General features: G+C 40.1%; 18 protein-coding genes and 3 pseudogenes. 10 read left to right on the top strand and 11 right to left on the bottom strand.

Features of this window, described 5'->3' with window-relative positions:
* Positions 1 to 2,758 (top strand): hybrid sensor histidine kinase/response regulator (locus AACU25_RS31855; RefSeq protein WP_339382090.1); only part of this gene is annotated, 2,758 nt, incomplete at its 5' end.
* 242 nt (positions 2,759 to 3,000) lie between these two features.
* Positions 3,001 to 5,076: a prolyl oligopeptidase family serine peptidase gene (locus AACU25_RS31850; RefSeq protein ID WP_096584338.1), complete on the top strand. Its 2,076-nt coding sequence runs from the start codon at positions 3,001 to 3,003 to the stop codon at positions 5,074 to 5,076.
* Positions 5,077 to 5,198: 122 nt separating this feature from the next.
* On the opposite strand, the gene AACU25_RS31845 is transcribed toward AACU25_RS31850, so the two are convergent.
* Positions 5,199 to 5,519: a hypothetical protein gene (locus tag AACU25_RS31845; protein WP_096582555.1), complete on the bottom strand. Its 321-nt coding sequence runs from the start codon at positions 5,517 to 5,519 to the stop codon at positions 5,199 to 5,201.
* Positions 5,520 to 5,537: 18 nt separating this feature from the next.
* On the opposite strand from AACU25_RS31845, the pseudogene AACU25_RS31840 reads away from it, so the two are divergent.
* A pseudogene (locus AACU25_RS31840) lies at positions 5,538 to 5,768 on the top strand (element excision factor XisH family protein); the annotation flags it as partial.
* Complete coding sequence (locus AACU25_RS31835) at positions 5,756 to 6,091, top strand: XisI protein (RefSeq protein WP_096582551.1); 336 nt, start codon at positions 5,756 to 5,758, stop codon at positions 6,089 to 6,091. The pseudogene AACU25_RS31840 and the gene AACU25_RS31835, both read left to right, overlap by 13 nt.
* 87 nt (positions 6,092 to 6,178) lie before the next feature.
* Here the strand turns inward: AACU25_RS31835 and AACU25_RS31830 are convergent, their stop codons facing one another.
* Both AACU25_RS31830 and AACU25_RS31825 read right to left on the bottom strand, forming a co-directional pair.
* The gene (locus AACU25_RS31830) at positions 6,179 to 6,649 is read right to left on the bottom strand and encodes a GNAT family N-acetyltransferase (RefSeq protein WP_096582549.1); all 471 of its coding nucleotides are present in this window, start codon (positions 6,647 to 6,649) and stop codon (positions 6,179 to 6,181) included.
* A 66-nt stretch (positions 6,650 to 6,715) separates the two neighbouring features.
* Positions 6,716 to 7,282, bottom strand: coding sequence for a Uma2 family endonuclease (locus tag AACU25_RS31825; protein ID WP_096582547.1), 567 nt, complete (start codon positions 7,280 to 7,282; stop codon positions 6,716 to 6,718).
* A gap of 252 nt (positions 7,283 to 7,534) precedes the next feature.
* Between AACU25_RS31825 and AACU25_RS31820 the strand changes: the two genes are divergently transcribed.
* The 3 genes and pseudogenes from AACU25_RS31820 to AACU25_RS37020 all read left to right on the top strand — a co-directional run.
* Entirely contained in the window at positions 7,535 to 10,297 is a 2,763-nt protein-coding gene (locus AACU25_RS31820; protein WP_321206700.1) for a M16 family metallopeptidase, read from the top strand.
* 360 nt (positions 10,298 to 10,657) lie between these two features.
* Positions 10,658 to 11,041 carry a hypothetical protein gene (locus AACU25_RS31815; RefSeq protein ID WP_096732363.1) on the top strand — a complete coding sequence of 128 codons (384 nt, stop codon included), beginning with the start codon at positions 10,658 to 10,660 and terminating at the stop codon, positions 11,039 to 11,041.
* 197 nt (positions 11,042 to 11,238) lie between these two features.
* Positions 11,239 to 12,299: pseudogene (locus AACU25_RS37020) on the top strand (ISAs1 family transposase); the annotation flags it as partial.
* Between the two features lie 274 nt (positions 12,300 to 12,573).
* Here AACU25_RS37020 and ung read toward each other — a convergent pair.
* The 6 genes and pseudogenes from ung to psbQ all read right to left on the bottom strand — a co-directional run.
* A complete protein-coding gene (ung, locus tag AACU25_RS31800; protein WP_096582541.1) occupies positions 12,574 to 13,254 on the bottom strand; it encodes a uracil-DNA glycosylase in 681 nt (226 codons plus the stop codon).
* A gap of 476 nt (positions 13,255 to 13,730) precedes the next feature.
* A complete protein-coding gene (locus tag AACU25_RS31795) occupies positions 13,731 to 14,591 on the bottom strand; it encodes a DUF6671 family protein (RefSeq protein ID WP_096582539.1) in 861 nt (286 codons plus the stop codon).
* Positions 14,592 to 14,715: 124 nt separating this feature from the next.
* Entirely contained in the window at positions 14,716 to 15,300 is a 585-nt protein-coding gene (hemJ, locus tag AACU25_RS31790) for a protoporphyrinogen oxidase HemJ (protein WP_096582537.1), read from the bottom strand.
* A gap of 245 nt (positions 15,301 to 15,545) precedes the next feature.
* Positions 15,546 to 16,397 (bottom strand): alpha/beta fold hydrolase, encoded by an 852-nt coding sequence (locus AACU25_RS31785; RefSeq protein WP_096582535.1) that lies wholly within the window; start codon positions 16,395 to 16,397, stop codon positions 15,546 to 15,548.
* A gap of 325 nt (positions 16,398 to 16,722) precedes the next feature.
* Complete coding sequence (locus tag AACU25_RS31780) at positions 16,723 to 17,844, bottom strand: NAD(P)/FAD-dependent oxidoreductase (RefSeq protein ID WP_096582533.1); 1,122 nt, start codon at positions 17,842 to 17,844, stop codon at positions 16,723 to 16,725.
* Positions 17,845 to 18,023: 179 nt separating this feature from the next.
* Positions 18,024 to 18,512: pseudogene (psbQ, locus tag AACU25_RS31775) on the bottom strand (photosystem II protein PsbQ); the annotation flags it as partial.
* Between the two features lie 499 nt (positions 18,513 to 19,011).
* Between psbQ and AACU25_RS31770 the strand changes: the two are divergent.
* The 3 genes from AACU25_RS31770 (at position 19,012) to AACU25_RS31760 (ending at position 23,748) form a co-directional block, all read left to right on the top strand.
* On the top strand, positions 19,012 to 19,440 hold the full coding sequence (locus AACU25_RS31770) for a hypothetical protein (RefSeq protein ID WP_096582531.1): 429 nt from the start codon (positions 19,012 to 19,014) through the stop codon (positions 19,438 to 19,440).
* A 1,828-nt stretch (positions 19,441 to 21,268) separates the two neighbouring features.
* A complete protein-coding gene (locus AACU25_RS31765; RefSeq protein WP_190446114.1) occupies positions 21,269 to 21,961 on the top strand; it encodes a polysaccharide deacetylase family protein in 693 nt (230 codons plus the stop codon).
* Between the two features lie 305 nt (positions 21,962 to 22,266).
* Positions 22,267 to 23,748 carry a DUF5009 domain-containing protein gene (locus AACU25_RS31760; protein ID WP_096582527.1) on the top strand — a complete coding sequence of 494 codons (1,482 nt, stop codon included), beginning with the start codon at positions 22,267 to 22,269 and terminating at the stop codon, positions 23,746 to 23,748.
* 6 nt (positions 23,749 to 23,754) lie between these two features.
* Here AACU25_RS31760 and AACU25_RS31755 read toward each other — a convergent pair whose 3' ends face one another.
* Both AACU25_RS31755 and AACU25_RS31750 read right to left on the bottom strand, forming a co-directional pair.
* Complete coding sequence (locus AACU25_RS31755; protein WP_096582525.1) at positions 23,755 to 24,417, bottom strand: Uma2 family endonuclease; 663 nt, start codon at positions 24,415 to 24,417, stop codon at positions 23,755 to 23,757.
* Positions 24,418 to 24,739: 322 nt separating this feature from the next.
* A complete protein-coding gene (locus tag AACU25_RS31750; RefSeq protein ID WP_096582523.1) occupies positions 24,740 to 25,849 on the bottom strand; it encodes an S-(hydroxymethyl)glutathione dehydrogenase/class III alcohol dehydrogenase in 1,110 nt (369 codons plus the stop codon).
* Positions 25,850 to 26,173: the final 324 nt, after the last annotated feature.

Genomic DNA, 26,173 nt, shown 5'->3' with positions numbered 1-26,173 from the left:
TTTAGACCTGAATTTTGGTGAAGTAGCAGAATTAGCACAGCCGGAAAATAATATAGATTTATTAGCAAATGTTGAAACAGCAGAAACAAATAATGATGAATTTGCAACATTAGATTTAGGTAATGAGTTACTAGCAACATCAGCAGATTTAGAATTGAATTTCGGCGAAGCAACAGCATTAGAACAGCCTGAAGTAACTTCAGAGATTTTAGATACTGCAGAAACGACTATTGCTGATAGCGCAGAATTAAGTTTACTAGATGATTTATTAACAACAGAAACTTTACTGCAAGCCCAAGCAACGCTGGAGGACACAGCGAATACCCAAGACACTGATGCTGCGATGTCTACGACGGGCTACGCCTACGCCAACAATGTAGTTGAATTAGATGCTGCAAGTGATTTGTCTGCATCATTGGAGAACATAACCCAGACAGATGAAGTCGCAACAATTACCGCAGCAGAAGCAGAATTGGATGTGCCACCATCAACTCCAGAAGATGAATTTGCTGAATTAGAAACATTACTAGAAGAGGAATTAGCTTCCCCGTTACAAGAAGAAGATTTTGCGGCTCTGGAAGCATTGTTGGATACAGATCTCAATGAAGAGCCATCAGCTGCACCTTTACCTGTTTACCCACAACAATCGCAACCACCTAACGCTTACAATAATGCCAGCACTGCTGCTACATCACCAGAATTAGAAGATGAATTTGGTGACTTAGAAAAATTGTTGGCGGAAGCAGATCAAACAATATCTCATTCACCATCAATCAAATCAACCCCAGGTAAAGTCGCACGTCCCGCTACCCGTCGGGGTGCAAGATTTGAAGAAACGATGAAAGTTCCAGTGAAGCAACTAGATGATATGAGCAATCTAGTGGGGGAACTGGTAGTAAATCGCAATACTTTGGAGCAGGATCACGAACGTCTGCGACAGTCGCTAGATAACTTGTTGATTCAGGTACAACAGCTATCTGATGTTGGCGCGCGGATGCAAGAATTATACGAGCGATCGCTTTTGGAAGCTTCTTTGTTAGCTACTCGCAAACATAGAGAATCTGGTGGCTCATCAAGTGATTCCAATTCTGACAGGGGTTTCAGTGAATTGGAAATGGATCGGTTTACGCCTTTCCATACACTGTCCCAAGAAATGATTGAAATGATCGTCAGGGTACGTGAGTCAGCGAGTGACATTGACTTTGTGACGGAAGAAACCGAGAGAGTCGCGCGACAGTTTCGCCAAGCCACAACTCAACTGCAAGAGGGATTGACACGCGCCCGAATGGTGCCTTTCTCTCAAGCGATCGATCGCTTGCGGCGAGGAGTACGGGATAATGCCATTAAATATGGTAAGCAAGTGGAGTTAATGATTGAGGGTGGAGATACCTTAATTGACAAAATGATTTTGGATCACCTGACCGATCCACTAACTCATATGCTCAATAATGCGATCGCTCACGGTATTGAAACGCCAGATGTGCGACAAGCTGCAGGTAAAAATCCTGTGGGAGAAATCAAGATTCGCGCTTTCCACCAAGGTAACCAAACTGTGATCTCTGTGGGCGATGATGGTGCAGGTATCGATACTGAAAAAATCAAAGCCAAAGCGTTGAAGTTGGGAATGCTGACAGCAGAAGAAGCAAAAACCATCACGCGCATGGAAATCTACAATTTGCTGTTCCACTCTGGCTTTAGTATTAAAGACGAAGCGGATGAGATTTCTGGGCGTGGTGTGGGAATGGACATCGTACGCTCGGAAATTAGCGAAGTGCGCGGAACAGTTAGCACTGATTCTGTGATCAGTAAAGGAACTACCTTTACAATTCGTCTCCCACTTACCCTGAGTATTTGTAAAGCCCTTTGCTGTGTTTCCGATAAAGCCAGAGTTGCCTTCCCAATGGACGGGGTAGAAGATACTTTAGATATCCCTGTCAAGAGTATTCAGCAGAATGCCGATGGCCAAACATTTATTGCTTGGCGAGACACAATATTGCCATTCCGTCCACTGAAAGATCTGTTAGCCTTCAATCGCCAAATCAGTCGCGGTAGTGTTTACGGTGGAACTCGCGATGATGATATGGTTTCTGTGGTCGTAGTGCGATCGGCAAATAACCTCCTAGCCTTACAAATAGATTTAGTACTGAGTGAGCAAGAAATTGTAATTAAGCAATTTGAAGGGCCAGCACCCAAACCTTTAGGTGTAGCAGGTGCTACCGTCTTAGGAGATGGTCGGATTATGCCGATTGCTGACGTGCTAGAAATTATGGACATCTTCCAAGGACGGATGTCTAAACAAAGTGGTGGCCTTTGGCAGCAAAAATCTACTCCTACTCTACCGGAAGTCGCAGTTGAGAAAATTGATCCAACAGTGCTGATTGTTGATGACTCAATTACAGTACGAGAATTACTTTCTCTCACCTTTAATAAGGCAGGTTACCGGGTAGAACAAGCAAGAGATGGTCAAGAAGCTTGGGATAAACTCCGCTCTGGGTTGCCTTGTGATATCGTATTCTGCGATATTGAAATGCCTCGCTGTGACGGACTGGAGTTGCTCTCTCGTATCCAGAAAGATCACAACCTCAACCACCTCCCCATCGCTATGCTCACCTCGCGCGGTGCAGATAAGCACAGACAAATGGCAATCCAACTAGGTGCTAGCGGTTACTTTACCAAGCCTTACCTAGAAGAAGCTTTACTAGAAGCTGCAGTACGGATGCTTAAAGGAGAAAAACTGATTCTGAATACTACTGCCTAAACTATTCCAATATTCATCATTCATCATTCACAATGCTAAAAGCCAAATGGACTCGGCTTTTAGCAACCTTTTTGGCAACAGTGATAATTTGCCAATGGTTGCTACCTGCTGCTGTCGCTAATGCTAAAATTTCCAGCAAGTTCTCTCCACAAGTAGTAGTTGAGAAATTCACAGATGGGGAAAATTTGCAGAGGAGTCACTTCCTCAAACAATATGCACAGCAACGAGTTCCATCAAAAAAAATGCTGACTTACCCACCTAGCCGCAAAAGCAATCAAGTTGATAACTATCACGGTACTGTAGTAGCAGATCCTTACCGTTGGTTAGAAAATCCCGACTCGGCAGAAACCAGAAGTTGGATTGAGGCACAAAATCAAGTTACTTCTGCCTACCTCGATCAAGTTCCTGCTAAAGAAAAAATTAGACAGCGCCTCACTAAATTATGGAATTACGAAAGATACAGTATTCCATTTAAAGAAGGCAAATCTTTCGGAGATAATTCTACTGAACGTTATTTTTATTTCAAAAATGATGGGCTGCAAAATCAAAGCGTTCTCTACACTCTAAAAACCCTTGATTCTGAGCCAAAGGTTTTACTTGACCCCAACAAACTTTCCGAAGATGGGACAGTGGCGTTGTCAGGATTATCTATTAGTAACAATGGTCAATTATTAGCTTACAGTTTATCTACATCTGGTTCTGATTGGCAAGAGTGGAAAGTTCGTGATATTGAAACAGGTAAAGATTTACCAGACCATTTGAAATGGATCAAATTCTCTGATGTTTCTTGGACAAATGATAATCAAGGATTTTTTTATAGCCGCTATGACGAACCAAATAATAAAACTAAGTTAGAAGATACCAACTATTATCAAAAGCTTTACTATCATCGCTTAGGTACTCCACAATCAGAGGATATATTAATTTATCAACGTCCTGACCAGAAAGAATGGGGTTTTAATGGTGGAGTTACAGAGGATGGTAAGTATTTAATCATATCGATTTGGTTAGGGACTGATTCCAAAAATTTGGTTTTTTATAAAGATTTAACTAATCCTAAATCTGCAGTTGTAGAACTGATTAATAAATTTGAGGCAGATTACAGTTTTATTGAGCGTGATGATAGTGTTTTTTATTTTCGTACCAATTTCAACGCTCCCCGGGGCAGAGTTGTTGCGATTGATATTGAAAAGCCAGCAAAGAAAAACTGGCAAGAAATCATTTCCCAGTCAGCAGAAACTTTAGAAGGTGTCAGTATTTTAAATAATCAGTTTATCGCTGATTATCTTAAAGATGCTCGCAGCCAAGTTAAAATTTTTGACTTGAAAGGTGCATTAGTTCGGGAAATAGAATTACCTGGGATTGGCTCAGTTGATGGCTTTTATGGTAAGCGCTATGATACTGAAACTTTTTATAGTTTCACCAGTTTTACTACACCAGGCACTATCTATCGCTATGATATGGTGACGGGAAAAAGTGAAGTTTTTCGGCAACCAAAGGTTGATTTTAATCCCGAAAATTACGAAACTAAACAAGTATTTTATCAAAGCAAAGATGGCACCAAAGTGCCAATGTTTATCACTCATAAAAAGGGCATTAAATTAGACGGAAATAATCCCACCTATCTTTATGGCTATGGTGGTTTTAATGCCTCAATGACACCCAGTTTTTCTGTAAGCCTTTTGGTTTGGATGGAAATGGGTGGTATCCATGCAATGCCTAATATCCGTGGTGGTGGCGAGTATGGTGAAGAATGGCACGAAGCCGGAATGAAGTTCAAAAAGCAAAATGTCTTTGATGACTTTATTGCTGCGGCTGAGTGGCTAATTGCTAATGGTTATACCAAATCTGCAAAACTAGCGATCGCAGGTGGTAGTAACGGCGGTTTATTGGTGGGTGCTTGTATGACTCAGCGTCCCGATTTGTTTGGTGCGGCTTTAGCAGCAGTTGGGGTCATGGATATGTTGCGGTTCCACAAATTTACCATCGGTTGGGCTTGGACTTCGGAATATGGTTCGCCAGATAACCCAGAAGAATTTAAAGCGCTATATGCCTATTCACCATTGCACAACATTAAACCAGGAACAGCTTATCCAGCAACATTGATTACTACAGCCGATCATGATGATCGCGTGGTTCCTGCTCATAGTTTCAAGTTTGCGGCGGCTATGCAAGCTGCTCAAGCTGGTGATGCGCCTGTACTCATTAGAATTGAGACGAAAGCCGGACATGGTGCAGGTAAACCTACAACTAAAACTATTGACGAACTAACAGATAAGTGGGCGTTTTTGGTGCGGACTTTGGATATCAAAGTTTAGCCTGATGCAGAGGTATGAAAAACTTTCTACCACAAAACTAAAAAAATACCAAAACATAAATTCCCCCAAATGCTAGAGGCGAGTTAACCTCGCCTCTACAAATTACGTGCTTGATAAATTGATCATTGAGACGTTTCTTTGGCAGTAGTTAACTTATCTAAATTAAGCTTAATTGAAGGTGCATCAACGCTAATTAAATTACCACCTCTGAATGAAAATTCATTACCAATTACATCTTCTGTCTGCGGTGCATTTTCCCAAGGATCTTGAGCCACCCATACTACTTTAACTTGGCGTATCCACATTCCATCTTGTTCTTCAGCAGTAGCAGTTACAGTTTCTACCACATGAGTGACGCGATGACCATGTTCATGATTATTTTGACATAAAAGGATGCGATCGCCTTGCTCGGCTTTACTTGCATCATTTTCTTTTCGTAACAATTTTTTCTTAATTTCCTCCTGAATCCTTCTGCAATCACCGATTTTTACGCTGCTTTGGGTCAATTCCTGAGTTATCGCCTAGCGCTGGAAAAAACAGAGCCAGATAGATTATTATATTTAGCAATTCCAGTAGATGCCTATCGAACTTTCTTTCAACTGGAGTTTAAACAGACAGCAGTACAAAAATATCAAATGTTGTTAGTTGTATATGACCCTGTGAATGAGGTGATTGTGCAATGGATAAAATAGCAAAGTATCGAGAATCTATTCAGAAATTACTCACTTGTTATGCTCATGATGATGTTGATGATAAAGATATAGAAACCCTACTTATATTTGATACGGAACGAGATCATTATCAATGGATGAATGTCGGATGGCAAGAATTTGATCGCATTTATCGATGTGTAATTCATTTTGATATTAAAAATGGCAAAATATGGCTGCAGCAGAATTTAACAGATCAGAATCCTGCTGAGGAGTTAGTTAAGATGGGGATTCCTAAAGAAGATATCGTTTTAGGATTGCAGCCTCCATATAAAAGGCAGTATACGGATTATGGCGTTGCTTAGAAAATTAGCCGTAGATAAAATTTGGAGTTTGATAGGATTAAAATATTTAGCGATCACCTATAATCCAATCAGTAAAATGGCAATCAATCAGCGAGAAATTAAAAATTTCTCCATTGCATAATTCACAAAAATTTCTCCCCGACGTTCTACCTGTTGTTCAGTGATGGTGGAAAACCCCATACGCAGGAAAAAAGGTTTGGCGGTAATACTAGCTTCAACGTATAAGCGATTAATTCCTAATTCATAGGCTTTGTCTTCAATTGCCGCATAAATTTTACTACCCACACCCATCTTTTGGTAATTTTTATGGCAGTAAAAGCAATCTATATGTCCGTTGGTTTCTAACTCGCCAAAACCTGCAATTACACCTCGGTCATCAGCAACGTAAGTGAATCTTGCTGCACAGATTATTGCCCAGTTCCTAAAATTAAGATTATCTGGAGCCCAAGCTTTAACTTGAGTTTCTGAATAGTCACCAAGATTCACTTCACGTACTGTTTCGTGGAATAATTGTGCTATTTGTTCAGCATCTTGCTGTTGAAATAATCGTATTTCCATAAACCGATAATTGATTGCTTATTACTTTTTAAATTAGAAGCGATCGCCTTTTTCCACAAATCCGTTTTATTCAAAAGTAACACCGCGATAAATTTCCGCCATTGGTAATTCAATACCAACTGAATCAAGAGAAACTGATACTTCTAAGCCATTAAATTCACTGAGCAACCAACCTTGAGTTTGCTTACTATAGCGTTCAATAAATGGTTCATCTTGCTCAACTAATAAATATTCGCTAAAACTCACAATTGAGCGATATATACGGAATTTATTTTGGCGGTCGTAATCTGCGGTGGAAGGAGATAGTACTTCAACAATCACCAAAGGATTCAAGACTTCATCTAAGCGGCCATCATTTAATTGCGGTTCACCATCAAAAAGCATTACGTCTGGATATACACCACGTCTATATTCTGGAATCCACAGCCGCAAATCGCTGTTTATTGGCTCAAATTGAGTATCGCGTAGTAGGGACTTGAGAAAAGCAAAAATGTTACCGCTGATGCGGCTGTGTTTGAGCGTTCCTCCAGGCATGGGTATAATTTCTCCATCTCGATATTCGCTGCGTCCTTCTGCTTTTTCTTCGATGGTGCGATATTCATCCAAAGTGTAGCGGCGCTCGGTAGAAATCATAAGTCGTAGGCGATCGCATTACTTGTAGGACAACAAAATTATTCTGTCATAGATTTAGTGGTGAGGTAATGTGAGCGATTACCCCTCGAAAAAAGCGATCGCTCATTAGACTAGGAAGAAGAGTCATTATTCTCGCGATCGCCTTTTTTTCCCAATCCCCAAACCCCTATCTCAAGATTGCTACCATTTATTTTTACTCTCAGTTAAATTGAGAATTTCCATTTTGAACTGTTTATGAAGTTACGCTCATACATGCTTATAGGTTTATTACTGAGTTTGCTGCTTAGTACTGCGCCGATTTCTGGCAATCTGACTAATGCAGCAACACCCACAACTGTCACACCTGTATCTGGTCTTGCACTTTCCCAGGGTGTGCAAAAAACTGTGTTGGACAATGGTTTAACAGTACTTACTAAAGAAGTGCATACTGCACCTGTGGTCAGCGTGCAGGTATGGTATAAAGTCGGCTCTCGCAATGAAGGTAAAGGCGAAAATGGGATCTCCCACCAATTAGAGCATTTGATGTTTAAAGGTACTAAAGAACGCCCCGTGCAGTTTGGACGGTTATTTAGTGCTTTAGGTAGTCAGTTTAATGCTTATACTAGCTATGACGAAACAGTGTATTTTGGCACGGTACAGCGAGACAAGCTAGAAGCACTGCTGACTTTAGAAGCCGATCGCATGGAAAATGCGTTAGTTGGGCCTGAGCAACTCACGAGTGAGAAACGGGTGGTAATATCCGAGTTGCAAGGATATGAAAATTCTCCTGGCTATCGTTTGAGTAAAGCAGTGATGCAAGCTGCATTTCCCAATCGTGCTTATGGTTTATCTGTGGGAGGAACAAAAGCCGATGTGGAGCAGTTTACTGTAGATCAGGTACGAAATTATTACCAAAGATATTACAGCCCAGAAAATGCCACCTTGGTAATTACAGGGGATTTTGCCACAGAACCGACGCTTAAGGCTGTAAAAGAAACTTTTGGTAAGGTTGCGCCACGACCAAAACAAGCTACAAGTTCACCAGAAGCAAAGCAGGTAGAGAATCCTGCTAATACCCCTGTTGCAAACAAAGCACCGATTGTTTTAAAGCAACCAGGAAGTGCAGCATTGCTAGAAGCTGTGTATCCTTTACCAGATATCAAGCATCCTGATGTGCCAGCAATTGATGTGATGGATGCTATCCTCACAGGTGGACGTAGTTCTCGGCTTTATCAGGCTTTAGTAGAATCTGGACTTGCTAGTTCAGTTAGTGGTAGCGCCGCCGAACTGCTCGAGCCGGGATGGTATGAAATTAATGCTACAGCTGCTCCTGGTAAAGAGTTAACGAAAATTTCCCAAGTATTGCAACAATCTTTGGCAAAACTGCAACAGCAACCAGTTACTACCGAAGAACTAAACCGCGCCAAAACTCAACTACAAGCTTCATTTATTCTTAGTAACCAAGACATCACCAGCCAAGCCAACCAACTGGGATATAACCAAACTATTGCTGGAGATTACCATTTTGTTGAAAAATATTTAGCTGCGATCGCTAAAGTTACGCCACAAGATGTGCAACGGGTGGCGAAAACTTACCTCAATCTGGATAAACAAACCATTGGTTTCTTTGAACCAACTCAAGCAGATGGTCAACAAGCTGCTGGTGGTGGTTCTGGACGTACTGTAGAAAACTTTAGCCCTGGAAAACCTGTAGATCCAGCAGAACTGGCGAAATACTTACCTCCTGCTACCTCTGCTACCAGTTCCAGCAAGCAAGCGTTACCAGAGCAATTTACCTTGGCAAATGGCTTGCGGGTGCTGCTGTTACCTGACCACAGTGTCCCCACAATTAATCTCAACGGACAAATTGATGCTGGTACTGAGTTTGATGGTAATCAAAAATCTGGACTAGCGAATTTAACTGCTAGAAACTTAATGAATGGCACAAAAACTCAAAATGCTCTGGCTTTGGCGAAAACCTTAGAAGATAGAGGAGCCGAGTTAGATTTTAGTGCTAGTCGTGAAGGAGTGATTATTAGCGGTCAAGGAATCTCAACAAATCTGCCCGTCTTAATTCAAACTTTGGGTGATGTAGTACAAAATGCTACCTTCCCCGCCGACCAGTTAGAACTGACACGACAACGGGCGCTGACGAGTTTGAAAGTGCAACTTGATGACCCTCAAACTCTGGCTAGAAGAGTATTCCAGCAAGCAATTTATCCAGACAATCATCCCTTCCACAGCTTCCCTACGGCTGATACTTTCAAGAGTATTACTCGTGATGATTTGGTTCGCTTCTACCAAGAACATTACCGACCAGACACCACAACGATCGCACTGGTGGGTGACTTTAACCCCACTCAAGTAAAAGCGTTACTCAATAAGACTTTTGGCAAATGGCAAGTCAAAGGTAAGCCGCCAACTCTCAATCTACCCAAAGTAGATTTACCTACGACTTTGACTCGCTTGAACAAGGCAATTCCTGGTAAAGCCGAAGCCATTACTTATATCGGTTACAACAGCATCTCCCGTAAAGACCCGCGTTTTTACGCAGCAATGGTGCTAAATCAAATTTTAGGTGGCGATACCTTATCTAGCCGCCTGGGTACAGAAGTGCGCGATCGCCAAGGTTTAACCTACGGGATTTATAGCTACTTTACTGCGGGAATTAATCCTGGCCCCTTCTTTATCCAGATGCAGACAGCTCCGCAAGATGCTGACAAAGCGATCGCCAGCACTTTGGCGTTACTTAAACAGGTACGAGAACAAGGCGTGACTGAAGCAGAATTTAACACCGCCAAACGTTCTCTTACCAACAGCTACCCTGTAGAGTTAGCTAATCCCAGCGATTTAGCATCTACAATTTTGAGCAATTCCGTCTTTGGACTTTCACCAAAAGAAATTCGCGAGTATCCTCAGCGCATTGAGTCAGTCAAAATGTCAGATGTGCAGGAGGTAATTCAGGAGCTAATTAAACCAGAGAATGTAGTCATTGTCACAGCTGGTTCACCGCCTACTGTATCTAAAGGCGACTAATTATTTGAGATGTAGGGGAGCCAGTCGCGTGGGCGGGTTTCCCGACTTGAGCGAACTGGCGTTGTGTTGTCGCCAAGCGCCGCACCAACTTAGTAGTAGTCTGCCAAAGTTGTTTTGACAGGCGGGGGAAAGGGTAAGGGTTAAAGGTTTTTCTTGCCCTTTTTCCTTTCCCCTTTTGCCCTTAACCGACAAGTATTCACTTGCTTTTTGTGACAAATTGCCTTGAAAATAAAAAATACGCTCTAAAAGCTAGAAAATAGCAGTAAAACAACTAATAAAAATTAGAAATAGTAAATCTATATTCGATAAACGTCAGTGAGACAAGTAGTTAATCAGGGTTTGCTGGGAGTAGTGATTGCTATGACTACTGTTACAGCAATCAACATACCAGGTGTATCTGCCCAGGATAAGACCAAATGCATCAGCCAAATTACCGGGAAAGCGGGTAATCTCTTCTCAGGAGAGTGCATACCTAATGGACTTTGGATCAACCCCAGCTATGGTACAGAATATGGGCGGTTAATGCGTATTGCTATCAAAGCGGCGGCTAATAAAGATGATTACGATACAGCATTTATCAATTTTTCTAGGGCGCAAGCAATATCAGGGGTAACAGATTCAGAAGTACGCAGGGGATTATTAGGTGCTATTTTGGCGAAATCATTGCAAAAAAATCCTGTGCAGGGCTATTTTCCCTCAAGAATTTGGCTATTAGTTACTGGTGAATTTAGCGAAGGCGGCTAAGAGGATGTTTGAAAAGTCTGTAGTAGTGTATCAAATATTTTTTACCCCACCCTAGCCCTCCCCTTAGAAAGGGGAGGGAACTGGATTTTCCGGTCTCCCCCCTTGACAAGGCAGGGCTGTTTCATTCCCTAAAACACGTAAAATAGCAAGTGTTGAGGGGAAAAAATATGGGTGCAGATCTGATTGAACAATTAAAGCAAGTGGAAGATTTTAGAACGACTGATGGACGAAGACATCCACTGTGGCTGGTGTTGCTATTTGTCATAATGGGAACAATGAATGGATACGTGGGATATCGGGGATGGGGGGATTTCGTCAAAAGGCATAGTCGAGTATTAATAAATAAATTTGGCATTCAAAAACATGGGGTTCCCTCATATTCAACAATCCGACGTATAGTCATGGGAGTGGATTTCGATAAACTGGCTCATAAATTTAATGAATGGGCAAAAAATTATGTGGATTTAGAGGTATCACAATGGTGTGCTATAGACGGCAAAAGTATTAAGGGTACAGTACAAAACTATAGTTCATCTCATCAGAATTTTGTGAGCATAGTATCAGTATTTGCTGGAAAAAAAGGGCTGGTTATCGGGATGGAGAAATTTGAGAACCAGCATAAAAGCGAAATTCAAGTTGTACAAGAGTTAGTCACAGCATTGGGTCTAGAAGGTGTGGTCTTGAGCTTTGATTCCTTACATTGTCAAAAAAAACTTGTCAAATAATTATCGAGGGCGGTAATGATTATGTCATTGCTGTTAAAGATAATCAGCCCAAACTACATAGTCATATTCAACGTATTGCTGCTACAAAAAAACCTACTTCTCGTATAGTTGAGACCGAAAAAACTAGAGATAGATGTACAACACGTACTGTAGAAGTCTTTCATGATATCAATGGAATTGACCCGTTATGGACTGGAATAAAATCTTTAGTCAGGGTCGAAAGAATTGGTACGAGAAAGGGTAAGAAATATCATGAAATTGTTTGTTATATTAGCAGTCTGATCGCCAGCGCCAAGGAATTTGCTCTCGGTATTCGTGGTCATTGGGGTATCGAAAACTGCCTTCACTGGGTGAAAGACGTTGTTTTCAAAGAGGATTGTTCTACAATCCGTCTTGGCAACGCTCCTGCTAATCTTTCCATTATCAGAGCGATCGCACTCAATATTCTTCGTCGCAATGGTTATCATTCCATCACAATTGCTCACAGATTTCTCTCTCATGATATTGACAAACTCCTTCATCTTGTGGAATGAAACAGCCCTGCCTTGACAAGGGGGGATTAAGGGGGGTAACAGTGCAATTAAAATCACAGGGAAAAACTTTTCAAACAACCTCTAAGGGACTTCTAACTAATACCATTTTGAAAAAGAATGCCACAGATGAGTAGGGGCACGGCACCAGTAGGATAATTGAATATACCAAAAGATTGTGTATGCCGTGCCCTTACAGGGAATTTATCTGTTGCAAACATTATTTGAATTAGTATAATTTGGGCTTGAAAAAAGTATCTAGCCTCTAGCCGCTAATCTATAAATCCTGAATTTGCCAATCAATCTCTGGCTTACCAAAGGAACGCAAAGCTGAATTAATAGCTGAGAAAGGTTTGCTACCAAAAAAGCCATTACGCGCAGAAAGAGGTGAAGGGTGAGCAGATTGAATCACTGTATGTCGCGTTGTATCTATTAATTTCAGCTTTTTTTGGGCGTATCCACCCCACAACACAAACACAACCGGATCTAGCTTTTGGTTAACTTTGCTGATGACTGCATCTGTGAAAGTTTCCCAACCCTGATTTTTGTGAGAATTTGGTGTATGCGCCCTGACTGTTAATACTGCATTCAGCATCAAAATACCTTGTTTCGCCCATGATACTAAATACCCATGATTGGGAATTTCAAAACCTACATCATCTTTGAGTTCTTTAAATATATTAATTAGCGATGGTGGTGGCTTGATACCAGGTTGTACAGAAAAGCATAATCCATGTGCCTGATTTTGGTCATGGTAAGGATCTTGACCTAATAAAAACACATTCACGTTCTCATAATGTGTCAATTCAAAAGCTGAAAAAATCTGCTCTTCTGGTGGGTAAATAGTATAAGATTGGCGTTCCGCTAATAAAAAATTTTGTAGCTTACTGAAATATGGTTTCTCAAACTCCTCAGCTAGTACTGTTTGCCAAGAGGGTGACAATCTGATGTGCGTCACAATTTTTGCCTTTACTTAAATCAGTAAACTTGAATTATATATGAATATGGTTTGATGACTGAATGGACTTACTGAGAGTCTTATAGTTACTATTCTTAAGCTGCTTTGAGTAAAACCGCAGGTAAATAGAAAAAGCATTTGCAATTTTGTTACCTACTTATCTATGAAATTTAGTAAAAGTACATTAAGTAAAAACTCATGAAATTTACCTATCTTCATACATAGTTCGCATGATTTTCATACGAGGTTTATGTAATTTCCCTATATAGTTGTTACACTAGTTTTAAGCAAACATTGAGTTTGCTCCTCACACCATACCGTTACCCTCTTGTTTGTCAATGGCAAGGGGGTTTTTTCTTTTTATTTTAGGGACGAAATATACAAATATTTGTGGGTTAAGGGGAAAAAGGGGAAGGGGGAAAGGGAAAAAGACCTCTAACCTTTCCATTGAGTAAAATTATGAGGTGAAATCTCAGCTAGGGGTTGCAATACATACATTGCGCCGGATCTGCAAACTCTCTATCTTCAGGGAACAATTTTTCTTGGCTGAAACCACATTTTTTGCATTGATAAACAACACAAAGTAACAAATTTGTGGGTGTAGCGCAAATTTCACAGGGTAAGCCTTGGATGCGTTCTGTAATCTCAAATCCAGGCGTAGAACATTGTGGACATTGGCTTTTTATCTTGTTTACTAAGTTTTGAGTGGCTTTGGCAATATTCTTCATCCGGGTGGGGTTATAAAGTGCGCGCATATCGGTTTCCAGATGCACTTTACCATCGGGAGAATTATTTAATGCCCAATTCACCGCTTCTAGAAGTTTTTCTTTATTAGTAATACCTTTAATTATCTCACTGCTATCTTTGGGTGATTCCTGACAACTCACAACTAAACCATGTTCAGGAAACCCAACTTTTAAGGCAAAATCATAGGCTTCGGTAAAATTCTCTGCTATCTGATGATTAAAATTAGTTTCTAATGATAATTCTTCGCCAATAATTTCTAAGTCGTTTTCTTTATCTAGTAAAATGACGATTTCACGATTAGAGTAAAGATAAGGTATATAAGGATGAGGTGCAAAGCTACCTTCACTCGCGATCGCTAAATTTTCACCTGTCAATTCTAGTGCTTTTTCTGCTTTTAATCTAGCTGCCTCAATTTGAGTTCCAGGGCGTTCTATTTCTCTTGTAAATGTCCCAAAAATATCAGTATTAAAATCCTGCGGCACTATAATTTGAATATTTAATTCTTCCAATATAGGGGCAATAGCTTTCTCTTTATGATGCATGGTTGCTAGTATTGCCACACGATTGTGAAAAAATTGCTGATAATTCATTGGGGATTTACTTCCTATAAATTTTGGCAAGTTTAGTTTATTTTATCTAACAAACTAAACCTGCCAATGATCAAAGGGATTGGGGATTAGGGACTGGGGATTGGGGATTATATACTGGGCTGTATTAGCTTTGTTCTTGTACAACCTGGCCTATTTGTGCTTCTAGCTTTTCTTTATCGCGTTTGCGTTTTTTAGCGTAAAGCTGAATAGTCACTGCCATTAAAATAATCGATGCAAAAATAACCCAAGCGGTGATATCAGTAGGCAGATTATTTTTGAACACAGCCAGTAATACAATCACCATCAACATCACTGTAGGCGCTTCATTTAAAGCACGTAACTGTTGACTATTCCAACGGCATTCATCTACTGCTAATTTTTTCATGAGGCGAGAGCAGTAATGATGATAGCCAATTAAGAGAGTAACAAACAATAGTTTGATATGTAACCAACTCTCTTTTAATACATCTGGTTCGGTAGAGACTAAACCAATTGCCATTGCTACCGTCACTAACATTCCTGGGGTAGTGATGATATTGTAGAGGCGTTTTTCCATAATTTGATACTGATTTTTCAGTATCGTGCGTGCTGGTTCTGGTTCTTGGTTCGCTTCAACGTGATAGATAAAAAGACGCACTAGGTAAAATAACCCAGCAAACCAAACTACGAAGCCAATAATATGAAAAGCTTTAAACCAAGAATAAGCCATGAATTGTAACCTGCCTTTCTCAAGTTGTTGTAGAGTAGCGATCGCCTGAATGGCCGCAAGTACTCCCTTTATCAGGTTACGGTAAAACCTTATGCGAAGGCTGATTGCTCACGAGCATAATCAATTAAGAAGTGTAACGGATTGGGGATTAGGGGTAATGGGGAAAGCACAGAGGAAGAGAGTCAGGGGAACAAATACCAAAACCCAACGCCAAACCCCAAACCCTTGTTATTTTTGAAAACTGCTCATTGAGATTCCGCACGCCGCATAAAGGGCAAAAGGTCTTCGAGAATCGTTTCGTGATAATGTTCTTGTGGGTAATGTCCAACGTTATTTAGTTTGACTAATTCTGCATTGGGTACGGAATCGGCAAAACTTTGTGCTATGTCTACAGATAACCAAGGATCAATCACTCCCCATTGAATTAAAATTGGTTGTTGCCATTGTTTAAAACCAGATTCAACTTCTTGCATGGCTGAATCTAGTTGCAAATTGCGGATGGTTGACAGCAGACTCCGCCCAGGTGCAGAACTTTTCAAAAATGGACGACGATAAACATCTAAATCTTTATCTCCTATGCGATAACGACTCCCACCTTCTAAGGTTCTATCAACTAAAAGGGGGTCTTGGGTCATCATCTCACCTGCTAAAGGTAAGCCCATTTGTTTAATTTTCCAAGGCAATTTGGCAGCAGTGGAAATGGGGGCATTTAAAATAGCTAAGTTAGCAATTTGTTCTGGGTGGCGTAAGGCATATTGTAATCCCACAGAACCTAAAAAACCCTGGACAACTAAAGAAAATTTTTCAATTTCTAAGGCTTTAATAAATCCTGCTAAAGCTGTAATAAAAGCTTCTGGAGTGTAGGCAAAATCTCGTTTTTCGGGAGTTGAGGAGAAGCCATAACCGATCCAATCGGGGGCGATCGCTCTTGTTCCTTGGCTGGCTAAAGCTGGTAAAATGTTGCGCCAACTGTAACTTTGTGCAACGATGCCATGTAGTAATACTACAGGTATTAAGTCAGTTCTACCCACTGGAACAGCTTCGCGATAGAACCAATCTAATGAATTAACGGTGATTTTATTTTCTGATATTGACACGCTAGGTTCCTATTAAATCAATTTGTCATTTGTTATTCTTACAAAGTTCTGATCGGAGGTTTCCTCCGCTCAGACTTTGCGCTTTGTCATTAGTCATACCATTTTGAAAAAAGAACGTGACAGATGGGTGGGGGCACGGCACCTGTAAGATATTTGAATATACCAAAAGATTGTGGATGCCGTGCCCCTACATGGAATTGATCTGTCGCAAACATTATTTGAATTGGTATCATTTGTTTGTTGATGACTAATGACCAAGTATCAATTTTTCAGGCAAAAAAATTTGGCATGAAATGCCAAAGCAAAATGATAAAAAAGTCGGTTTTTATTGAGAATTACTAGGAATAATCATCTCACGAATTGCATAAGCTGTGGCGGGTGCGAGTAAAACGCCGTTGCGATAATGTCCGGTGGCTAGGAGGACATTACTAAACCCTGGTAATTTACCGATAACTGGGGCTGGGCGACCTTCGGGGCGGGGGCGTAAACCTGACCAAGTCCGGACAATTGTTGCGCTGGCTAATTCTGGGCAAAATGCGATCGCTTGTTGTTTGACAGATTCTAGTAGTTCTTGATTGGGGGGAATTTCATTGCGATCGCCAGGAAATTCTACGGTTGCACCAATCCAGTAATCGCCACCACCAATAGGAACAATATGCACATCATTCCCCGTGATGGCTGGCTGGAAGTCAGGATTTCCTAATGGATGCCCTAAACTAACTTGTAATGCTTGTCCCAATACAGGACGGATGTCAATTTTTTGATGGAGTTGCGATGTTAAGGGTGTGGAACCTAAACCAGCAGCGACAACAACCCAGTCAGCCGTAATTGTTCCAGCTGTGGTTTCTAGTTGGTGACAAACTTGGGGAGAGTTTTCGCTTGGTGTTAACTGCGGTGAAGATTGGGCGTTTAATACCGTCACGCCAAATTTACAGGTAACGCCGTTGTGTTGAGCAGCTGCAACTAAAGCTAATGTTAAAGCTGTGGGGTCAAGTTGGCGGTCTTGCGGCGAATAGACAGCACCAGTAACTTGTTCGTTAACTATCTGCGGACAGAGATTTTGCAGTTTAGCTTTGTCCCAAATTTCTAATTCCCAGCCTTGGGATTGGCGAATTTCTAGTAATTTTTGTTTGTCTGCTAAATCTTCCCCTTCTAAGCAAAGGCTGACGATTCCCTGGCGGTTAAAAGGGATTTTTCGCCCTGTGATTGCTTCTAATTCGGGAATCAAAGTTTCATAGCGTTGGACGCTAGTTTGTCGTAACTGCCAAGCTTTACCTTTAAGTTTTTGGCTAATGATACCCATTAAAACGCCAAGTGCAGCGCCAGTGGATGCTTGGGCGGGTGGCTGGCTATCTAAAACAGTGATACTCAGACCTTTAACTTGACTTAGTTCATAGGCGATCGCTGCCCCAACTACACCGCAACCGATAATAACTACATGACTCATGACTTGATCCAAAAAGTTAGGAGTTAGAAATTTTTGGTTCCTAACTCCTAACTCATAGCTTAAAGGAACTCCAAAAAATCAATTATCCCCCTTAAGGTTGTTGACGGTTCACAGTTAACCATCAACCGTCAACAATCATAGTGGAATATTTTTACTTGGAAGTCCTTAAAACTCCGTACTTATGACTCAGCTTCAGCGCTGGTTTTGGGAAGCAGATTGAGGAATTTATCTAGATCTGCAACTACTGCTTGAGTATTATTTAAAGCAAGTATACTATTGCCAGATGTTGCAGCTTGGTCGATTTTCACCAAGTGGTTAAACAAATCACGTGCTGTTTGACGTGCTACAGCTTCATCCTGGGGTAAGAGGTTAGGAATTACATAAGTCATGTCTAACCGAGCTTCTGCCAGAGGCCCATGTATAAAATTACCCACAAATATCCAATCTTTGCGTTGGATGAGGTCTTTGAGTTCGTCTAAGCGATCGCGCACAGCCTGAATCTCTGGCACATATGTCTGAATTTTCGTCAGTTGTGCTGTTGTATAAGTAGGTGGTGCTTTGGCGACAGTAGGACTGCCACAACTGATCAGTAGGGTTGCCAATAATACGAAAACCAATGACAAAAGAGAGCGTTGACGCGACATATACTGAAATAATTTGCTGTTTGTTTGCCGACTAACAGTGTAATTTTAGATCGCAAGTGTCAGTTATAGTTCTTACCATAAAAGGATTTTGCCAAAATTTTTCATACCAACTTTGATTTTCTAAAAATTACCAATTGACTGGGTAATTTTTGGGAAATTTAAGTATAATTACTCAAGATATCTTGATTTACTAAGACTTACGCAAGCGTCACATTTTTTTCGTTTAGGCTGTCCAGGGTCAAGAGTCCAAAGTCCAAAAAACCTGAATTTTTGACCCTTGACTCTTGACACTTGACTCTTAAATTAGAAGATGGCTGTACCAGTTGCGTAATTTCTGTTTACCTCTAAACTTCAATCAGCACTTTTTGACAGCTTTTATGCACAATGATTGTTAGGAAAACATAATTTAGAGTTGCGAAACACCAAAAGACATTGATAAGCTGAAACACTAATAACATAGACCTTCTGGCGGTTTTTAACTTCAGATTTACCTTAAGCCGATGCAATATAGGAGTGTTTTTTCGTGAACGCATCTGAACAAGCAACTAACCTTGAACTCGCCAGCAAGATTGCTACAGTAGTTAATTTGTTTAAGTTTGAGTTTCCTGATGCCAAATCGGATCTTAAACCTTGGAAGAACGATCCAGAGACACGGGAGTTAGTCGATCCAGACTCTATAGACATCGGTTTTCACTTTCCTGGAATCAGCAAATCTTGGCGAAGTCGCAGCGTCTTAATTCAAATCCGATTTTATCAAGACCCAGTCAATAATTCACGCCGTGCGATCGGTATAGAAATCGCTGCATTCGATCATCGAGGTGAAGCATGGCGACTTTCAACAATAGATAAATGGAGTATTGTTGGTACTTCTATTCCTTCCCCTCATATCGAAGACAAGCTAAAACAAATTTGTCGTCAAATCCTAGATGTATTTAATAAACCAGCAGATTAAACCTAATTTTAAAATGGAACTTCTTTCTCTTTGTTGTCTGCATTTTTGGAGTTAATAAAAGATACATTCCCCGCAATAAGTTATACCAGTTTGAAAAAGAATGCGACAGATTGTAGAGGCAATGCCTTGCCCAGTTGTGTCAACTTAACGTGAAACCCTCTTGGTTGCAAGGTTTCGCCCTCACCCCCAGCCCCTCTCCCTGTGGGAGAGGGGAGCAAGAGATTCAATTCCCCTTCTCCTTGAGGATGCAGCTGGCGAATAGGGGGTAAGACCCCTCAAATAAACGATAAAACAAGGCTTTCAAAAGGCGATCGCATTATGAGGATTGCGTCTTAAACCCTATAAAATCGTGGTGGTGAGGGGTGTCACCTACCATTCGCCAGCTGTATCCCACAGGGAGAGGGGAGCAAGAGATTCAATTCCCCTTCTCCTTGAGGGAGAAGGGGTTAGGGGATGAGGGCGCGAGGTATTTATACAACGCCCGCCCTCTATAGCTTTTAGCTTAAGTTGAAACCACTGTGCCTTGCCCTGACAATTATCTGTAACTCACCAACTTGCAATCTGCTGTATACAATAACATTGCCTGCATAGGCGATCGCTTAAACTTTAACCCTTAATGTTCAAGGTTTAAGGCTTAATGCTCAAGGTTTAAGGCTTAATCCTCAAGGTTTAAGGCTTAATCCTCAAGGTTTAAGGCTTAATGTTCAAGGTTTAAGGCTTAATGTTCAAGGTTTAAGGCTTAATGTTCAAGGTTTAAGGCTTAATGCTCAAGGTTTAAGGCTTAATGTTCAAGGTTTAAGGCTTAATGTTCAAGGTTTAAGGCTTAATGCTCAAGGTTTAAGGCTTAATGCTCAAGGTTTAAGGCTTAATGCTCAAGGTTTAAGGCTTAATGTTTGAATACCAATTTAGAGGATGTTTGAAAAGTCTGTAGTAGTGTATCAAATATTTTTTACCCCACCCTAGCCCTCCCCTTAGAAAGGGGAGGGAACTGGATTTTCCGGTCTCCCCCCTTGACAAGGGGGGATTAAGGGGGGTAACAGTGCAATTAAAATCACAGGGAAAAACTTTTCAAACAACCTCTTATAGCAATTTGAAAAAAGAACGCGACAGATGAGTAGGGGCACGGCACCAGTAAGATATCTGATATGGCAAAAGATTGAGGATGCCGTGCCCTTACAAAGAATTTATCTGTCGCAAATATTATTTGAATTGGTATAACTTATTCAATTATATTTTTAGTATGTCTTAGCCTAAGTAATGCACCAAAGCATTTTTGCTTAAGTCCTATGAATTTGACAAAATGGATTTCTTGAGCCAGAATCCTTGCTAGGTTTGCCAAATACCATTTGCACCAGTTTAGTCTTTAGTTGGATAGCAGACTAAATAACCTGCAAAAAATATCTAAATAGTTTTGTCTCGGATGGAACCCCAAGAGTTCTGAATGCCATGAGATATAGAGAAATTGGCAATCAGACGATCAGGAAACCTCAAGACATTCTATTTGCGTAATCTAAAAACTCACTTACTGGTGGTAGGGGTAATACCCTCACTTCCACTACTCAGCTTCCACATCATTACTTGAGTAAAGCGAATCTATTATTATTTACATTACAGAACAATGGTTTTGATATCTAGAAGGCATAAATTTAAGCTAAAAAATAAATCTAATTTACAATTTGTTTCTTTATATATTATTGTATTCTTTTTGACAATTACACTACTTCTTGCTTATATAAATGCTCCCAGAATTCCACTTTTGGGATTTCACGGCATTGTTGATATGAATAATCCTAATTTCGGGCTTATTCAGAATCCAATAGCTGCAAAAATGTCTTATACAATGCAAGATTTAGAAAAGTTTTTAGAATACTTAGCTCGTAATAATTACTGGTTTTTATCAACTCAAGAATTATATGATTATTTTATTGACCGCAACCGAGATATTCCGCAAGAATATGTAGGTAAAAAACCCATAATGTTAAGCTTTGATGACAGTTATAAAACTGTATATACTAATATTGTTCCAGTTTTAGAAAGGTTAGAAAAAGAATTTAAGCAAAAAATCAAAATAGTTTTATTTGTCAATCCTGGTACGTTAGCTAAAATTCATCATCCCTCAACAACATACCTGAGTTGTGAGGATTTAAGAACAGGATTTGCTAAGGGATTTTATGATATTCAATCTCATGGAGAAAACCACAAAAATTTAGCTAAAATTACTGTTTCTGAGTTAAATCAAGAATTGGCTCAAGCTCAAATTGAACTTAGAGAATGTCTAGCAGGATTAGCAGCACCGCAAGAGATTGCTAGGCATATTGCATATCCCTATGGTTCTATGAATCAACAAGTAGAAACCTATGCAGCAAAGTATTATCAATCAGGTTATCTGTATAACAGCGCAATTTTGCGCTTCCGTTGGTTACAGGATAAATATCGGATTTCACGCCTCACAGTAAATCGTGCAAAATCACCTGAACGATTGATTCAAATGGCTACTCGGTCTTTTACTATCTCTAAATAGTCATTTGTTATTTTTCATTTGTTTCAATTAGATTTGACATGGATGCGTTACGCTGTCGCTAACGCATCCTACTAAATAATCATTTGTAATTTGTTGTTTGTTCTTTGCTTAAATTAAGCGTGCGTTAGGCGTAAGATGTAACGCATGAAAAGTTGAAACTGATGCGTTACGCTATCGCTAACGCATCCTACTACTCTTAAGCATTCATTTTGGAGAGAGTAAAATATAGTTTATTTTTACGGTAAGTTACTTTCACAATTAATTTAAGACTGCTATACTAAGTTTCCTGAATTCAGGTAATCCCATTGACTCAGGAAAGTAACATTACTACCACAAATATAAAACGCGCCGATGCGTTAGATGCACTGCGGGGATTGGCAATCCTAGCGATGGTGTTTTCTGGCACAATTCGCTATAAAATTTTGCCTGCTTGGATGTATCATGCTCAAGAGCCACCCCCAACTCATGCCTTTAATTCTCAGATTGCTGGCTTAACTTGGGTAGATGTCGTCTTCCCCTTATTTTTATTTGCAATGGGTGCTGCTATACCTTTAGCACTATCTCGCCGTATTGCTCAAGGATGGAGTATTTCTAGAATTATTTTATATATTTTAAAGCGCGGCTTCATGCTAGGAGCCTTTGCAATTATTCTGCAACATCTCCGCCCCTTTACTATCAATAATAACCCAACTGATGAAACATGGTATGTAGCAATGCTGGGTTTTGTGTTGCTGTTTTTAATGTTTGGGAGTTGGTCGATTTTAGGGAGGTGGAGTAAATATGGTGTGTGGCTAAATATAGCAGGTTTTATCGCTGCGATCGCTCTTATTTCTCAACTGCAATATGGTGGTAAAGGCTTTTTACTGGAACGTAGCGATCCAATATTAATGGTACTAGCAAATATGGCAGTTTTTGGTTCGCTAATTTGGTTATTGACAAGCTCTAATTTGCTTTTACGGTTGGGATTACTAGGATATTTGATTGCTTTGCAATTATCTGCCGATACAAATGGATGGATCAAAGAATTATGGACAGCTTCAGCTATACCAATTTTAGGAAATGATTTAAAATTTTCTTGGATTTTTCAGTTTTATTATTGGAAGTATTTGTTCATCATCATTCCTGGAACTATTGTTGGTGATTTGATATTAAAATGGATACAAAAAAGTAGTCAATCTCAAGAAATATCAGCGAATCAGCAAAGTTTAGGCTCTCGCTATAGTCAGCGTTTATGCTTGATTATTGTATCTATGCTGATGATTTGCTTAGTATTATTAGTAGGCTTGCAAGCACGTTGGATTTGGCAAACAACTCTAGTAAGTGCTGCGATTTGTGGCGCAAGCTGGCTATTATTTAAGCAACCAGAAACAGAGATAGATTATCTACTCAAGCAATTTTATCAATGGGGGATTTACTGGTTATTGCTAGGCTTATTTTTCGAGCCTTTCCAGGGAGGAATTCATAAAGACCCCTCTACCTATAGCTATTATTTTGTCACAAGTGCGATCGCCATTTTTTTATTGATAGTTTTTACTATAGTAATTGACATCTTTGGCAAGAAAAAATGGCTGCAATTTTTAATTGATAATGGGCAGAATCCCATGATTGCTTATGTAGCCTTTGCAAATCTTCTCTGGCCAATCTTACAACTTACGGGGATAGAAGATTGGATTATAGCCAATACTACTACACCTGTGATGGGAGTAATTAAAGGAATAGTCTACACTTTACCAATTGCTTTGTTTACAAGCTTATGTACTCGTCTAAAGCTGTTCTGGAAAACTTAAAATCAATTACTGCTGGATTTGTTCACGCAACATTTTACGGAAAGCGCGCTTAGTTTGGGTTTCACCCTGAATTTTGCATTGTGCTAGGAAATCATACACCATTGACTTGGTTAATATCGGGAATATGGCGCTAGTTGCTGATTCTTGATATTCACCTTGCGTCAAAACATAAATAGTTAATTTGCTACCGTTATAACACCAAAATTCAGGAACTTTCATTTCCTGATAGAGTTGCTTTTTATTAATATCTGTATGAGTGATATCTACTTCTAAAATTAAATCAGGAGGTGGATCTACTGCTAAATCTACTGTTTTACCTCTGACAGCAGGTTCATTTTGAATGTAATAACATTTATCTGGTTCTGCACCAATTTTTGAATTTGGTATTTTTAATGTTGTAGAAGCCATGCTTTTAATATTGAGATTGAGTTCCTCTGTCAGAATTTGAATCAACATCCCAATATTTTCACTACTAGTTTCATGTTCTTCTAATGGAGTCATAATCTCCAAAACACCTTGATAATATGTGATTAGAGCGGCTCGATTATCACCTAAAGCATCAAGAATCTGCTCATAAGCATTCCAACTGATATTATTTAAGGTGACGCGCTTTTCTGCAAATGGTTTTTCTTTAGGAGTGATGTTTATCGCTTCATTGGTAGTAACCATGTAACTCTCCTAATTTGGTGAATTGGTAATTGGTAATTGGTAATTGGTAATTGGTAATTGGTAATTGGTAATTGGTAATTGGTAATTGGTAATTATGAAAATCTATATATAAATTTGTGTAGGGTGTGTTGTCGCGTAGCGCAACGCACCACCAACAATCTAATACTATTCAAAATCCAGATATAACGGGGGTTTGGGAATGTGTATCTGTCGCGTTCTTGTTTGAAATTGGTATGAGGTGCGTTAGCCTACGGCGTAACACACCCTACCTACGAATATGCTTTATATAAAAGCAATAGACACCTTAATTAAAATCTAACAATTAAAATGTGACAACGCTACGAATTGATTCACCTTCATGCATTAATTCTAAAGCATGATTTATCTGTTCAATTGGCATGACATGAGTAATTAAATCATCAATATTTATCTTGCCATCCATGTACCAATCAACAATTTTCGGTACGTCTGTACGTCCTCTAGCACCACCAAATGCAGAACCTTTCCAAACACGTCCAGTTACTAATTGAAATGGACGAGTGCTAATTTCTTGTCCTGCACCAGCAACACCAATAATGACACTCACACCCCAACCTTTATGACAGCATTCTAATGCTTGGCGCATGACATTAACATTACCAATACATTCAAAAGTGTAATCAGCGCCGCCTTTGGTTAAGTCAACTAAATAAGGAACTAAATCACCCTCAACTTCCTGGGGATTAACAAAGTGCGTCATGCCAAATTTTTCAGCTAAAGCGCGTTTTTTGGGATTTAAATCCACCCCAACAATCATATCGGCTCCTACCATCCGCGCGCCTTGGATGACATTTAAACCAATACCACCTAAGCCGAAAACTATTACCTTTGCGCCTGCTTCTACCTTGGCTGTATAAATCACTGCGCCAATTCCTGTGGTGACACCGCAGCCGATATAACAAACCTTATCAAATGGGGCATCTTCACGAATTTTAGCTACAGCAATTTCTGGTAACACTGTATAGTTCGCAAAGGTGGATGTACCCATGTAATGGTGAATCATTTCTCCACCAATACTAAAGCGACTTGTGCCATCCGGCATTAAACCCCGTCCTTGGGTGCTGCGAATAGCTTGACAGAGATTTGTTTTCTGGCTGAGACAATATTCACACTGGCGACATTCTGGAGTGTAAAGGGGAATTACATGATCCCCAGGCTTGACGCTAGTTACCCCAGCGCCTACTTCCACAACTACACCCGCACCTTCATGTCCCAAAATTGCGGGAAACAAGCCTTCTGGATCTTTACCAGAAAGAGTGTAAGCATCAGTATGACAAACACCACTAGCTTTAATCTCCACCAATACTTCCCCAGCTTGAGGCCCGGATAATTGAACAGTTTCAATAGTTAACGGCTTACCCGCGCCGTAAGCGACTGCGGCTTTAACTTCCAAACTTCAGCCCTCCTGTATGCTGATCTGAGTGTACAGAAAGTTTGGGGGAATGGGGAATGGGGATTGGGAAGGCAGGGGGGCAGGGAGCAGGGAGCAGGGGGAAATAGTTAATTCCAATTACCAATTACCAATTACCCATTACCAATTACCAATTACCAAACACCCAACACAAAAAAATTATAAAAATATTGTGACTTTGTTAAAATGTCATTCTCTAGTTAGATTAATTAAAGGTGGAAATAGCTGTTGGAGCAACAGCGTAAAATTTGTGATAGCAGCAATCCCCTCATAAGAATTTTGTCACTTTCTCAATAAATCTATTTT

The organism is Tolypothrix tenuis PCC 7101, from assembly GCF_963874875.1.
Classification (GTDB): Bacteria; Cyanobacteriota; Cyanobacteriia; order Cyanobacteriales; family Nostocaceae; genus Aulosira; species Aulosira tenue.
Note: the sequence above shows the minus strand (reverse complement) of the source record. Positions and strands in the feature narration are given on the sequence as shown.

Excerpts from the sequence above, each read along its gene's own strand:
- AACU25_RS31850 (WP_096584338.1), top strand. The coding sequence starts at position 3,001 with ATGCTGACTTACCCACCTAGCCGCAAAAGCAATCAAGTTGATAACTAT.
- AACU25_RS31835 (WP_096582551.1), top strand. The coding sequence starts at position 5,756 with ATGGATAAAATAGCAAAGTATCGAGAATCTATTCAGAAATTACTCACT.
- AACU25_RS31830 (WP_096582549.1), bottom strand. The coding sequence starts at position 6,649 with ATGGAAATACGATTATTTCAACAGCAAGATGCTGAACAAATAGCACAA.
- AACU25_RS31825 (WP_096582547.1), bottom strand. The coding sequence starts at position 7,282 with ATGATTTCTACCGAGCGCCGCTACACTTTGGATGAATATCGCACCATC.
- AACU25_RS31820 (WP_321206700.1), top strand. The coding sequence starts at position 7,535 with ATGCTTATAGGTTTATTACTGAGTTTGCTGCTTAGTACTGCGCCGATT.
- AACU25_RS31815 (WP_096732363.1), top strand. The coding sequence starts at position 10,658 with ATGACTACTGTTACAGCAATCAACATACCAGGTGTATCTGCCCAGGAT.
- AACU25_RS31795 (WP_096582539.1), bottom strand. The coding sequence starts at position 14,591 with ATGAATTATCAGCAATTTTTTCACAATCGTGTGGCAATACTAGCAACC.
- hemJ (WP_096582537.1), bottom strand. The coding sequence starts at position 15,300 with ATGGCTTATTCTTGGTTTAAAGCTTTTCATATTATTGGCTTCGTAGTT.
- AACU25_RS31780 (WP_096582533.1), bottom strand. The coding sequence starts at position 17,844 with ATGAGTCATGTAGTTATTATCGGTTGCGGTGTAGTTGGGGCAGCGATC.
- AACU25_RS31765 (WP_190446114.1), top strand. The coding sequence starts at position 21,269 with ATGTCTTATACAATGCAAGATTTAGAAAAGTTTTTAGAATACTTAGCT.
- AACU25_RS31755 (WP_096582525.1), bottom strand. The coding sequence starts at position 24,417 with ATGGTTACTACCAATGAAGCGATAAACATCACTCCTAAAGAAAAACCA.